Source organism: Paenibacillus sp. YN15, from assembly GCF_003285005.1.
In the GTDB taxonomy this organism is placed as follows: Bacteria; Bacillota; Bacilli; order Paenibacillales; family NBRC-103111; genus Paenibacillus_AR.
This window is the reverse complement of record NZ_QMFA01000008.1, coordinates 174,909-187,890: the sequence shown is the minus strand read 5'-3', so window position 1 is coordinate 187,890 and position 12,982 is coordinate 174,909. Positions and strand designations below refer to the sequence as shown.

Annotated in this window: 13 protein-coding genes; 12 read left to right on the top strand and 1 reads right to left on the bottom strand. The window is 57.9% G+C overall.

Going from position 1 to position 12,982, the window contains the following annotated elements; translation table 11 throughout:
- Positions 1 to 173: 173 nt before the first annotated feature.
- The 12 genes from hprK (at position 174) to hisI (ending at position 10,594) form a co-directional block, all read left to right on the top strand.
- Entirely contained in the window at positions 174 to 1,112 is a 939-nt protein-coding gene (hprK, locus tag DQG13_RS09735) for an HPr(Ser) kinase/phosphatase (protein ID WP_113019547.1), read from the top strand.
- 49 nt (positions 1,113 to 1,161) lie between these two features.
- Positions 1,162 to 2,163: a prolipoprotein diacylglyceryl transferase gene (gene lgt, locus DQG13_RS09730; RefSeq protein ID WP_113019546.1), complete on the top strand. Its 1,002-nt coding sequence runs from the start codon at positions 1,162 to 1,164 to the stop codon at positions 2,161 to 2,163.
- Positions 2,156 to 2,812, top strand: coding sequence for a pyrophosphatase PpaX (gene ppaX, locus DQG13_RS09725; protein WP_113019545.1), 657 nt, complete (start codon positions 2,156 to 2,158; stop codon positions 2,810 to 2,812). The genes lgt and ppaX overlap by 8 nt, the downstream gene beginning before the upstream one ends.
- Positions 2,809 to 3,339, top strand: coding sequence for an acyltransferase (locus DQG13_RS09720; RefSeq protein WP_113019544.1), 531 nt, complete (start codon positions 2,809 to 2,811; stop codon positions 3,337 to 3,339). The genes ppaX and DQG13_RS09720 overlap by 4 nt, the downstream gene beginning before the upstream one ends.
- 334 nt (positions 3,340 to 3,673) lie before the next feature.
- A complete protein-coding gene (locus DQG13_RS09715; RefSeq protein WP_113019543.1) occupies positions 3,674 to 4,861 on the top strand; it encodes an ATP phosphoribosyltransferase regulatory subunit in 1,188 nt (395 codons plus the stop codon).
- 16 nt (positions 4,862 to 4,877) lie between these two features.
- Positions 4,878 to 5,558 carry an ATP phosphoribosyltransferase gene (gene hisG, locus DQG13_RS09710; RefSeq protein ID WP_258525592.1) on the top strand — a complete coding sequence of 227 codons (681 nt, stop codon included), beginning with the start codon at positions 4,878 to 4,880 and terminating at the stop codon, positions 5,556 to 5,558.
- Positions 5,559 to 5,606: 48 nt separating this feature from the next.
- Entirely contained in the window at positions 5,607 to 6,893 is a 1,287-nt protein-coding gene (hisD, locus tag DQG13_RS09705; RefSeq protein ID WP_113019564.1) for a histidinol dehydrogenase, read from the top strand.
- A complete protein-coding gene (hisB, locus tag DQG13_RS09700; RefSeq protein ID WP_113019542.1) occupies positions 6,890 to 7,528 on the top strand; it encodes an imidazoleglycerol-phosphate dehydratase HisB in 639 nt (212 codons plus the stop codon). The genes hisD and hisB overlap by 4 nt, the downstream gene beginning before the upstream one ends.
- A gap of 3 nt (positions 7,529 to 7,531) precedes the next feature.
- Positions 7,532 to 8,143, top strand: coding sequence for an imidazole glycerol phosphate synthase subunit HisH (gene hisH / locus DQG13_RS09695; RefSeq protein ID WP_113019541.1), 612 nt, complete (start codon positions 7,532 to 7,534; stop codon positions 8,141 to 8,143).
- A 27-nt stretch (positions 8,144 to 8,170) separates the two neighbouring features.
- Positions 8,171 to 8,902, top strand: coding sequence for a 1-(5-phosphoribosyl)-5-[(5-phosphoribosylamino)methylideneamino]imidazole-4-carboxamide isomerase (gene hisA / locus DQG13_RS09690; protein ID WP_113019540.1), 732 nt, complete (start codon positions 8,171 to 8,173; stop codon positions 8,900 to 8,902).
- 100 nt (positions 8,903 to 9,002) lie between these two features.
- A complete protein-coding gene (gene hisF / locus DQG13_RS09685) occupies positions 9,003 to 9,761 on the top strand; it encodes an imidazole glycerol phosphate synthase subunit HisF (RefSeq protein ID WP_113019539.1) in 759 nt (252 codons plus the stop codon).
- Entirely contained in the window at positions 9,758 to 10,594 is an 837-nt protein-coding gene (hisI, locus tag DQG13_RS09680) for a phosphoribosyl-AMP cyclohydrolase (protein ID WP_113019538.1), read from the top strand. Before hisF ends, hisI begins: the two co-directional genes overlap by 4 nt.
- A gap of 549 nt (positions 10,595 to 11,143) precedes the next feature.
- On the opposite strand, the gene DQG13_RS09675 is transcribed toward hisI, so the two are convergent.
- Positions 11,144 to 12,853 carry a transposase gene (locus DQG13_RS09675; protein WP_113019537.1) on the bottom strand — a complete coding sequence of 570 codons (1,710 nt, stop codon included), beginning with the start codon at positions 12,851 to 12,853 and terminating at the stop codon, positions 11,144 to 11,146.
- Positions 12,854 to 12,982 lie beyond the last annotated feature (129 nt).

Here is a 12,982-nt window from a genome sequence, read left to right as displayed (position 1 = left end):
AATTTCCGATATTCTCCCAACGTAAAAAAGGACCGTCAGGGCGATGTTCCCTGACGGTTTTTCTTATTTTGCTCAGATGTGCAGGAACATCCAGGATTCATGCCCGCAGTGTTGATTTATGCTGTCAATTCTTATACCATGGTACTATTGGTATATAAAGGAGAACGAGGAACATGCCCAAAAAAGTGAAGGTCAGCGAGTTGGCAAATAAGTTCCAAATGGAAATCATAAGCGGGGAGCCTGGGCTGAAGCGGACTATTGAGGTGGCCGACTTATGCCGTCCCGGGCTTGAAATGGCAGGATACTTTGAATACCACCCGGAGGATCGGGTGCAAATTCTCGGCAAGACGGAGCTGGCCTTTTTTGAACGGCTGCCGGAAGCCGAGCGCAAGGACAGAATGAAGCGGCTTTGCCTGGATGAAACGCCTTGTATTGTGGTAACCCGGGGACTGGATGTGCCCCTGGAGCTGGTGGACGCTTCCGAAGCCACCGGCATCACCGTTATGCGCAGCAATGTGAATACCACGATGCTGGCAGGACAAATTACCGATTTTCTGGAGCACAAGCTGGCTCCTTCCACAACGATTCACGGCGTTCTGGTGGATGTGTATGGCATTGGGATGCTGATTTCCGGCTCCAGCGGCATCGGCAAAAGCGAAACGGCATTGGAACTGGTCAAACGCGGCCACCGTCTGATCGCCGACGATGCGGTGGAAATCCGCCAGACGGCGGAGAACGTGCTGATCGGCAATGCGCCTGAGCTGATTAAGCACTTATTGGAGATCCGCGGCGTGGGCATTATCAATGTGATGACTCTGTTCGGCGCCGGCGCGGTCCGCAACAACACCAAGATCAATGTGGTGATTAAGCTGGAAACCTGGCAGCAGGACAAGCAGTATGACCGGCTTGGATTGGATGAGGAAACCACCCGCATCATCGACACGGATGTGCCGCTGGTTACCATCCCTGTGCGTCCCGGACGGAACCTGGCTGTTATTATTGAGGTAGCGGCCATGAACTACCGTCTGAAGCGGATGGGCTTTAATGCGGCGCTGCAGTTTACCAACAAGCTGACTGAGACCATCAATGAAGATTTGGACGATGTGGAATAATTGACGGAATCCTCCCGGCGGGAAGCGGGGAGAGGGAAGGAGCAAAAGCATGCCTTTGGCACTGAAACGGATTGCTTTTTCGCTGGGGCCGATTGACGTACATTGGTACGGCATTATTTTGGGAACGGCGGCACTGGTAGGACTGTACCTGGCCATTTACGAGGGGAAGCGCTTTAAGATTATCCCCGATTTTTTCATGGATTTGATCCTGCTGGGAGTGCCTTCGGCGATTGTCGGGGCGCGTATTTATTACGTTGCCTTCAAGTGGGAGGATTACAAGGATAATCTGTTGGATGTCTTCGCTATCTGGGAAGGCGGCATCGCCATCTATGGTGCATTGATCGGTGCCATTATTGCCGCCAGTATTTATTGCCGCCGCAAAGGGCTTTCCTTCATCCGGATTGCGGATATTTGCGCCCCGTCCTTGATTGCGGGCCAGATGATCGGCCGTTGGGGAAACTTCATCAACCAGGAGGCCCATGGCGGTCCGGTTGCGGAGTCTTTTCTGCGGGATAAGCTGTTTCTGCCGGATTTTATCGTGAACCAGATGAATATCGACGGGATTTTTTATCATCCCACGTTCCTGTATGAATCCCTGTGGAACCTCTTGGTGCTGCTGCTGCTGTTCTGGCTGCGCCGCAGACCGTGGCTGAAGTCCGGTGAGCTGTTCGCCCTTTACTTCATTGGATACTCGGTGGGACGGTTCTTCATTGAAGGGCTGCGCACCGACAGTCTTGCTTTTGACGGTCCTGCTTGGCTGCGTGCGTTGATGAACGGCTTGTGGTCGCCGATGCAGCTCTATTTTGAACCGGGAGATATGGCTTACGGGAATATCCGGACCTCTCAGGTGGTTGCGGTATTGCTCATCCTTGCGGCGATCGGCTACATGATTTACCGGCGGATGAAATATGGGGCGGCATTGCCGTATTACGCCGATCCTATCGTTTCCTCCAAGGCCGTAGAGGCGGCCCCTGCGGTTCCGGAAACGGCTGATGCTGTCCAGCCTGTTGCAGTGGAGGACAAACCGGCTCAGGAGGACGGGCATGCTTAAGGCAGTTCTGTTTGACCTGGACGGAACCATATTGAACACCAATGAGCTGATTATTGCCAGCTTCCTTCATACGCTGGAGGGGGAGACGCCCCGGGTTTATACCCGGGAGGATATTATCCGCAATTTCGGCCGCACGCTGGTGGATCAGATGCGGGAGTATACCGGTCTGCAGAATGTGGAGCGTTACATCGCCAAGTACCGGGAGTTCAATATCGAGCGCCATGATGAGCTGATTATGGATTTCCCGCATGTTGGAGAAGTGCTGGAGAAGCTGCACCGGGCGGGGCTCCGCCTTGGAGTCGTAACCAGCAAGATCCGCAAAACCTCCTTGATGGGGCTGGAGCGTTTCGGGCTGACGCCGTATCTGGATGCCATTATTACGGTGGAGGATGTAACGGAGCCCAAGCCCCACGGCGAGGGGATATTGAAGGCGGCGGCCATTCTCGGCGTGAAGCCGGAAGAAACGCTTATGGTAGGAGACAGCCAATATGATATTCTGGCGGCCAAACATGCCGGAACCCGCGTGGCCGGAGTGGCCTGGACGGCCAAGGGCGAGGATTATCTGAGCGGGCTGGGGCCCGATTATATGATCCGGGATATGCGGGAGCTCCTGGAGATTTGCGGTGTCAAAAGCGGGGGAGCGGATTGAGAAAGCTGGAGCGGTATCCCACTGAGGGCCCCAATGCCCTGTGGCAGGTGTACAAAACGGTCAATCCGTTGAAATCGGTCAAAAATTTCATTTTTATCCAGCTGGCCCGGTATTGCCCCTATCTTCCCCTGAAAAATGCCATCTACCGCCGCGTATTGGGGATGAAGGTGGGCAAGGAAACCTCCTTTGGCCTGATGGTGATGGTGGATGTGTTTTTTCCGGAGCGGATTCATGTGGGGGATAATTGTGTCATCGGGTACAATACCACTATTCTGGCCCATGAATATCTGATCGACGAATACCGTCTGGGCGATGTGCGGATCGGCAACCATGTGATGATCGGAGCCAACTGCACCATTCTGCCGGGGGTTACCATCGGCGACCGGGCGGTAGTGGCCGCGGGAGCGGTGGTGCATAAGAATGTGGCGCCGGGCAGTTTTGTGGCCGGAAATCCGCTGCAGGTGATCCGGTCCGGAGAGCCGGAGGAGGAGCAGCGGACAGAGGCCTGCGGAACCGGCCGGTTATAGCAGAATTGCGGAGGAGCAGGCAAATATGCCTGCTTTTTGTATGTATAAACGGGCGCACACGCAGCAAAAACCATTGACGCATGAAGCGTGAAGTGGTATAGTTACGACTAAACTCTTTACTTTGGTAGTATGGTAACACACTAAAGCGTTTTGGGCGGAGATGGCTGAATGGGACGCAATGAACGAGGCTCGAGGCTATTGGCGTTCATAGAGCATTTCCGGTTGATGCCGGGCTGGAATGATTTTGGCCATATGATAGAATAGGCTTATGGTGCTTGTACAAGATATCGGAAGCTGCAGGTAGAAGCCGGCTTCTGGCGCGAGGTGAAGGATAGTGTCCAAACCGAAGGGGTTTGAGAAGCCCACCGGGGTGAAGGATTATTTGCCGGGAGCGGCTGCCAGATTGAGAAGAATCGAATCCAGGGTGCTGGAGTGTATGGAAAAATGGGGCTACAGCCAGATCATTACTCCTACGCTGGAGTTCTATGATACAGTGGGCGTGGCCAGCTCCACGGAAGACAAGAAGATGTTCAAGCTGCTGGACCAGAACGGGAGAACCCTGGTGCTGCGGCCGGATATTACCGCGCCCATCGCCAGAGTGGTGGCGTCCCTGATGAAGGAGGAGACGCTTCCTGTACGGCTGTCGTATCATGCCAATGTGTTCCGGGCCTTCGAGGAGGAAGCGGGGCGGGAGTCGGAGTTTTTCCAGACGGGAGCGGAGCTGGTGGGCGATCCTTCTCCCGAAGCGGATGCGGAGGTTATTGCCTTGGCTATCGCCTCCCTGCAGGCTGCGGGAGTGGACAGCTTCAAGATGGCCCTGGGGCATACGGGCTTTTTGAACGGGTTGTTCCATGAGACGCTGCGGGATGGGGAAGACAGGCAGAAGGTGCTGAAGGAATGCCTCTTGAACCGGGATTATGTGGGTTATCGCCAGCAGCTGCGCAGCTTTGGGCTGGCCCCGGCGGTGGAAAAGGAGCTGGAGGCAATCCTGCGGCTGCGGGGCGGGGAGGAAATCTGCCAGCAAGCGCTGGGTATTACGCAGAATCCACTGGCCCGGGAGTCGCTGGACCATCTCTGCCGGATTTATGAGGTGTTGAAGGCATACGGCGTCAGCGAGCATGTGCTCATCGACCTGACGATGATCGGGGATTTTTCGTATTATACGGGCATGACGTTCGAGGGGTACGCGGCCAATCTGGGCTTTCCGGTGGTCAGCGGCGGGCGTTATGACAATCTGCTCCGCCAGTTCGGCAGAGAGGCTCCGGCGACGGGCTTTGCTCTGAAGACGACCCGCATTCTGGAGGCGGTCCGCGAGCTTCCGGAGGAGCCCCGCCGTCTCCTGGTGCTGTACAGCGCCGAACGCCGCCGCGAAGGGCTGGCGAGAGCCACTGAGCTGCGCACAGCGCCTCATGTGCAGGTGGAGACGCGCTGTGTGGCGGAGGCCCCGGTGATGGAGAAGGATGCGGAGGGCAACATCCGCTTAAACGGAAGCACATACCGGGATGTAATCTGCCTGGTGTAAAGGAGGGAGACAGCAGATGCTTATGACGCAAGCTTTCCCTAAGGAAAGCTCTAAGGAATTGCTCAAAATTGCCATGCCCAAGGGCAGGATCAACCGTCCGGCCATCAAGCTGTTTCAGGAGGCGGGTTTCGCCGTGCCGGATGATCTGGAGGAGTCCCGCAAGCTGATTATTACGGTGCCGGATGCGGCTTTGGAATTTATTATGGCGAAGCCGGTGGATGTGGCCACCTATGTGGAGTACGGGGCGGCGGATATCGGCATCGTGGGCAAGGATGTGCTGATGGAGGATAACCGCGATGTGTATGAGCTGCTGGATCTGGGGATTGCCCGCTGCCGGATGTCGGTGATCGGGCTGCCGGACTGGAAGCCTGCCATTAATCTGAAGGTGGCCACCAAATATCCCAATGTGGCCTCCCAGTATTTCCGGGAGCGGGGCCAGCAGGTGAATGTAATCAAGCTGAACGGCTCCATTGAGCTGGCGCCGCTGATCGGGCTGGCGGACCGGATTGTGGATATGGTGGAAACCGGGGCCACCATCGTGGAAAACGGGCTGGTGGAGATGGAGCAGATTTTCTCCATTACCAGCCGCCTGATTGCCAACCGGGTCAGCTACCGGATGAAGAACGAGCGGATTCAGGATCTGTGCGACCGGCTGCAGGAGGTTATTACCAACCGGGAAACGGTACCGGTGAAATAGAGGGGCTTGAGGAGATTTTAAGGGGAGGATGGTGGAGATATGGCAGTGGTGCGGATGATGCCGGCAGAGGAGTTTGCCATCAGCCGGGAGGTGGAGTATGGCTCGCCGGAGCAAAATGAAGCGGTGAAGGCTATTATTGAAGGGGTAAGGACGCAGGGGGATGCCGCCCTCCGCCGGTATTCGGAGGAGTTCGACCGGGCCAAGGTAGACAGCTTCCGGCTGACGGAGGAAGAGATTCAAGGGGCATACCGCCAGGTGGAGCCGGAGTTTGTGGAGGCGATCCGGGCGGCGGCGGTCCGCATCCGGGCCTTCCATGAGAAGCAGAAGCGGGAAACCTGGATGGATCTGCAGCCGGACGGCACCATGCTGGGGCAGGTGTACCGTCCGTTGAAGCGGGTAGGCCTGTACGTGCCCGGCGGCAAAGCGGCGTACCCCTCCTCGGTGCTGATGAACGCCATCCCCGCCCAGGTAGCCGGGGTGCCGGAGATTGCCATTGTGACGCCGCCTGCCACCGCAGGGGTGGAGGGTGTCAACCCGTATATTCTCGTTGCCGCCGCCGAAGCGGGCGTGCAGGAGATTTACCGGGTGGGCGGTGCCCAGGCGGTAGCGGCTTTGGCCTATGGTACGGAGCAAATTCCCGCCGTGGACAAAATTGTCGGGCCGGGCAATATTTATGTGGCCCTGGCCAAGCGGTATGTGTACGGCGTGGTGGACATCGACAGCATTGCCGGCCCCAGCGAGATTATTGTGCTGGCGGATGATACCGCCGACCCGGCGTATGTGGCGGCGGACCTGCTGTCCCAGGCGGAGCACGACGAGATGGCCTCGGCGGTGCTGGTGACGCCGTCGGTGGCGTTGGCCCAGGCGGCGGCTGTGGAGCTGGAGCGCCAGTTGGCCCTGCTGCCCCGGCGGGAAATCGCCGGCAAGTCCCTGGCCGATTACGGAGCCATTCTGACAGTAGGCTCTCTGGAGGAGGGCATTGCCGTGGTGAACCGGATGGCGCCGGAGCACCTGGAGGTGATTGTGGAGGAGCCCTTCCGCTACTTGGGCAAAATCGAGAATGCCGGAGCCATTTTCCTGGGCCCCTACAGCTCGGAGTCGGTAGGGGATTATTTTGCCGGACCCAACCATGTTCTGCCGACCAATGGAACAGCCCGTTTTTCCTCGGCGTTGTCGGTGGATGATTTTGTGAAGAAATCCAGTGTGATTTACTATAGCAAGGAAGCCTTGCTGCGGGATGCGGCGCAGATTTCCGCTTTGGCGCGGTTTGAGGGGCTTCAAGCCCACGCACGTGCAGTGGAAATCCGGGTGGAAAAGGAGGGCGGACAGGGATGACGGATGCATTCAAGGGCAATCCGGCTGAAGGCGGAGCAGAGATTGTGGCCGGGCGCACGGCCTTTGTGGCCAGGAAAACCAATGAAACGGATATCGAGCTGTCCTTCAGTATTGACGGAAATGGAGCTTCGGAGATTGAGACCAAGGTGCCGTTTCTGGACCATATGCTGGACCTGTTTACCAAACACGGCCAGTTCAACCTGAAGGTGCAGGCGGACGGCGATGTTTATATTGACGACCATCATACGGTGGAGGATATCGGCATTTGCCTGGGCCAATGCCTGCGGGAGGCCTTGGGGGACAAACGGGGCATTAAGCGCTATTCCAGCGTGTTCATTCCTATGGATGAAGCCTTGGCCCAAGTGGTGATCGACATCAGCAACCGGCCCCATTTTGAATACCGGGCCGAGTATCCGTCTGCGATGGTGGGTACCTTTTCCACGGAAATGGTGCATGAATTCTTGTGGAAGCTGGCGCTGGAGGCGCGGATTACCCTGCATGTGATTGTCCACTACGGGCGGAATACCCATCACATGATTGAAGCGGTGTTCAAGGCCCTGGGCCGGGCGCTGGACGAAGCCACCTCCATCGACCCCCGTGTGCAGGGAGTGCCCTCCACGAAGGGGGTTCTGTAGCCGGTGATTGCAATTATCGATTATGGCATGGGCAATCTGCACAGTGTGCAAAAGGCGGTGGAGCGCCTGGGCTACGAGGCGCTGGTTACATCCCGCGAGGAGGAAATTCTGGCCGCAGACGGGGCCATTCTCCCGGGAGTGGGGGCCTTTGGCGATGCGATGCAGTTCTTGAACGAAACCGGGCTTGGCCGGGTTGCGGTACGGTACGCGGCCGGCGGGAAGCCCTTGCTGGGTATTTGCCTGGGTATGCAGCTGCTGTTTTCCTCCAGTGAGGAGCATGGGCAGCATGAGGGGCTGGGGCTTTTGCCCGGTAAGGTGGTACGGATCGTGGGGGATTTCAAGGTTCCACACATGGGCTGGAACCGGCTCCGCTTCAAGCAGCCGTCGCCGCTGTTGGCGGGACTGGAGGAGGGGCACGCCTATTTTGTCCACTCCTACAAGGCATTGCCGGAGCGTGAGGAGGATCTGCTGGCGGATACGGATTATTACGGTCCGGTCACAGCGGTGGTGGGCCGGGGCAACGTGTTCGGCACCCAGTTCCACCCGGAAAAAAGCGGCGAGCTGGGCATGAAGCTTCTGGAGAATTTCCTGAAGCTTTCGGACCCGGCGCGGTGATAAAAAGAAAGCGGGGATGCGGCGAGCATGTTTACTTTATATCCGGCAATTGATATCCGCGGCGGCAAATGCGTCCGTCTGATTCAAGGGGATTACAATCAGGAGACGGTCTATAACGACAGTCCTGTGGAGGCGGCATTGGCCTGGGCGGAGCAGAGCGGCAAGTGGATTCATCTGGTGGACCTGGACGGAGCCAAGGCGGGGGAGCCGGTGAATCACCAGCTGATCGGAGACATCGCCCGGAGCGTCAAGGTTCCGGTGCAAACCGGCGGCGGCCTGCGGACGGTGGAGAATGTGGAGCGGCTGTTGTCCCTGGGCGTCTCCCGGGTGATTATCGGGACGGCAGCCATTGAGAACCGCCCGTTTGTGGAGGAGGTGCTCCGGCGGTTCGGGGAGCAGGTGGCTATCGGCATTGATGCCCGGAACGGTTATGTGGCCACCAGAGGCTGGCTGGAGACCTCCGAAGTAAAGGCGGAGGACCTGGCGGTGCAGCTGGCGGAGCTGGGGGCGAAGACGTTTATTTTTACGGATATTTCCCGGGACGGCATGATGCAGGGGCCTAATGTGGAGGCCATTGTCCGGCTGGCCCAGGTATCCGGGCAGTCGGTGATTGCCTCCGGCGGGGTCAGCCGGTATGAGGATCTGGAGGCGTTGGCCGCCTATGCGGACAAGGGCGTGGCCGGGGCGATTATCGGCAAGGCGCTGTATACCGGCAGCATTGAGCTGGGCGAAGCGCATCGGCGGCTGGGGCTGGCGTAGGATAGGGATTGCCCCGGGAGCCAGCGGCTTAGAGCGGCAAGCCGGGGACGGCAGGCGGCTGTGCGAGGCAGGCGCAGCATGAGGAAAGGAGGGACGGCCAATGCTGGCAAAGCGGATTATTCCCTGCCTGGATGTGAAGGACGGGCGGGTGGTCAAGGGAGTTAATTTCGTCAATCTGCGGGATGCCGGCGATCCGGTGGAGCTGGCGGCCATTTATGACCGGTACGGCGCGGACGAACTGGTCTTTTTGGACATATCGGCATCTGTGGAAGGACGCTCCACCATGGTGGAGGTGGTTCGCCAGACTGCGGGGGAGATTACCATTCCCTTTACTGTAGGCGGCGGCATCTCCAGCGTGGAGGATATGACCCGGCTGTTGCGGGCGGGAGCGGACAAGACGGGAATCAACACGGCAGCGGTGAAAAATCCGCAGCTGATCTCGGAAGGAGCCCGGCGTTTCGGTTCCCAGTGTATTGTGGTGGCTATCGACGCCCGCTTCAACCCGGCCTGGGGGGAGTGGGAGGTCTATATCCACGGCGGCAGGACGCCCACCGGGATCAAGGCGCTGGAGTGGGCCCGGAGGGTAGAGTCGCTGGGAGCGGGTGAGCTGCTGCTCACCAGCATGGACGCCGACGGCACCAAGGACGGCTTCGACGTGAAGCTGACCAGGGCGGTGTCCGAGGCGGTGGGCATTCCCGTGATTGCCTCCGGCGGCGCGGGGAAAAAAGAGGATTTCTACGAGGTGTTTACGGCGGCCAAGGCGGATGCGGGGCTGGCGGCGACGATTTTTCACTATAAGGAACTGACCATACATGAAGTGAAGCAGGATTTGCGGGACAAAGGGGTCGAGGTGCGATGAGCGGCGAAACGGAACAAAGGCTGGCGGCAACGGCGGAGGAGCTGGCGGAGCTGATCCGCTGGTCGGCGGACGGCCTGGTGACAGCGGTGGTGCAGGATGCGGCCAGCAAGGATGTGCTGATGGTGGCCTACATGAACCGGGAGGCGCTGAAGCTGACGGTGGAATCCGGCGACGCCTGGTTCTGGAGCCGGTCCCGGCAGGAGCTGTGGCATAAGGGCGCTACCTCTGGCAACGTGCAGAAGGTGAAAAGCCTGGCCTACGACTGCGACGCCGACACGCTGCTTCTGAAGGTGACTCCGCAAGGACCGGCTTGCCATACGGGCAGCTACAGCTGCTTTTACCGGGAGCTGCCGCTGGTTGGGGTCGCTGCGACGGCCGATGGTGCTGTTTGCGGCTGCGGACAGGAAGCGGACAATGAGACTTCCGGCGGCGGAGCAACTGCGTGCGCCGAACGCGGCCCGGAGGAATATGTGGGAAGCAGCCTGCGGGGTGTGGAGCGGGAGGAGGCCAAGGGCTGGCGGAAGGCCGGGTCTGTGGACGCCGGGGATCGTTTCGCCATTCTGGCCAAGCTGGAGTCTGCCATTGCGGAGCGGGAGCGGGAGCGGCCGGAGGGGGCGTATACCACCTATCTGTTCGACAAGGGCGTGGACAAGATCCTGAAAAAGGTGGGCGAAGAAGCGGGAGAAGTGATTATCGCCGCCAAAAACCGCAGCCCCGAGGAGCTCCGGTATGAGGTAAGCGATCTGGTGTACCATCTGCTGGTGCTCCTGCAGGAGCAGAAGCTGCCCTTGGACGATGTGCTGGCCGAGCTGGACCGGCGGCATAACAAATAGCAAGGATGAGAGAGCCGTTCTCCTTTTATCAGGAGGCGGCTCTTGTTGCAATGGAAATTCAGGGGAGGAAACAGCTTATTTTCATAGTGGGGAAAGCGATGGGGAAAGCGGCGATGCGTGACGGCTAACAGCGGCTGAAATAGCGGAAGGTGTTTTCCGCTATTTATCTTTTGCTATGGGAAAACTGGTATATAGCGGAAACGGATTTCCGTTAACACTCTTCTGTGGTTTGTTTGCCAGCTGATTTCGTTTTATAGCGGAAAAACACTTCCGTTATGGATGCTTCCTTGGCAAGAAGGGAGAAATAGCGGAAAAATACTTCCATTATTTCGGCCTAGCCATCCTCCAAAAGAGGCTGTCCGAAAAGTCAAATGGGAGAAACGCTAACGAATCTATGGAGCGTGTCTAGGAATTGTGAGCATTCCCTCCCCCCTCTTCTCCTTCACGCGAGTCACATGGATAAAACTAGGAAATCAGGGTAGATGAGGCTCCATTGGGGTCTGGGATAGGGAGAGTATGGCACCCGGCAGATCTCTCTGCTGGCTTCCTTTATGCCAGAGCGGCACGGCGAAGAAACCCTGGCCGTGGGTGGCTGAGCCGTTTGACCGCGTGTTTGAGGTTGGTGACGATGGCTCCCATGCTCGCCTTGATCCGCAACAAGGCGTAGCTGGCTTTGGGGGTGTAGCCCAAACCGGCATCGTTCTTCAATTCCTGGTTTTTTTGCTCCACCCGTTTGCGTCGCCGGCTCAGGTACCGCCCCTCTTCGCTGGCATTGAGCGCTGCGCCTGCTTCGTAGTGGGCTGCATACCGGCTGCGGAACACACTGCGCCCATTTTTGTTTGTGGTGCATTCGGCTCGCAGGGGACAATTCGCGCAGGCCGCCTTCGGAAAATAGTATTGCGCCCCCTCCAGTTTGACGTTGTCATATTGGCGCACGGTGATGTGGCCCTGGGGACAACGGTACCGATCGTGTTCGGTCTCAAACTCAAAGCGGGTCGCGTCATACAAGCCTGTAGGATGCGGCGTGAGCGGCAGCGGGGCGACCACTTGAAGGCCCAACGCGGCTACCTTCTCCCGCTGTGCTCCATGCCCATAGGCGCTGTCCCCCAACAAGAAGCGGGGGACAACCGGGAACAACTGCAGCAGCGTGTTCACCATCGAAACCGTCGCGTCCCGGTCATGCTCATTGGCCGGGACAACATCCGCCAGAAGAATCACGCGACTGCTCGTGATCAGGTTCTGGGTTTTGAAGCCCTCGATCATCTTGAAGCGGGTTTTATGCCCGATGCGGGCCTCTGGATGAACCACGCTGACGATGCGGTCGGCGGAGCGTTGGTCAAAGGGAACCTTCTCAAAACGGCTGGCAGCCGGAGCAGAGGCGGCGGTGCTTTCTGGCGTAGCGCACTCCACCGGATGGACGGCCTCTCCGGTAGACGGGGACCCACCGGCGGAAGGGCCTTCTCCCTCGGGAGGCGTGGAGGAGGAGACCTTCACATAGTCGTTCAAGATGCGGCGCAGGATGTGTTGGCACTGAAGCTGTTCTTTAGGGCACTCGGAAGAAGCGGTCAGGTCGCTCATTTCCAAGCGTTGCAGAACGGTATAGGCTTGGGCAGCCAATTTGCTGAACGCCAGCATGCGGTCGGCCGTGGAAGCTTGTGGCGGCAGCCGGGACGAAACCGCATCCAGCGAGCACTCCCGTTCCAGCAAACAGAAGATCTCGGGAGAATGACGCTTGAGATGTTGGAGCAACCGGATGAAGGCCTGCTGGATCAACCGATGTGCCGAGACACGGGGAAGCCCGACCTCCGTCGGAAAGGAATCGAGAATCCATTGTTCATCGTGATGACCCCATAAGCCCAGACTGTAAAGTTGGGCGAGAATGTACAAGTGACAAGCCTGAAACAGATGCGGGCCCAAGCGATCCCGATCCAAGGCGATGGTGCTGTGGTCCAGGCCAAAAAACTCGACGGACACGCCGAGGAAGCGTTTGATGAACAGATCGCCGATGATTTTTTCTTCGACCAGCCGATCGGAGAGATTGTAAAAGCGCTGAACGAGATGCACCTTGAGTTTGAGTGAAGGGGCATAGGGACGCTGTCCCAGCGGGGAGTACAAGCACGCGCAAAGGGCATCCGCAAAGGAGAAGTCGATGTGCTTCTCCACGTGCGACCAAAAAGGATGGGAGGGCAGCTTGGAGTAGACCAGCAGGTCCGCAAACGTCACTTGATCCAATACTTTATACCGTACTCGTGTGTTCATTACCAACACCCTCCCATCAGATACATCTATTATACCAAAAATAGTAGGTTGAAGATGTGAAATATGTTTTTATTTAGCTTATATTCATTTATTTTCTTGAATGAAGATTCATCCACAATTAATAGACAC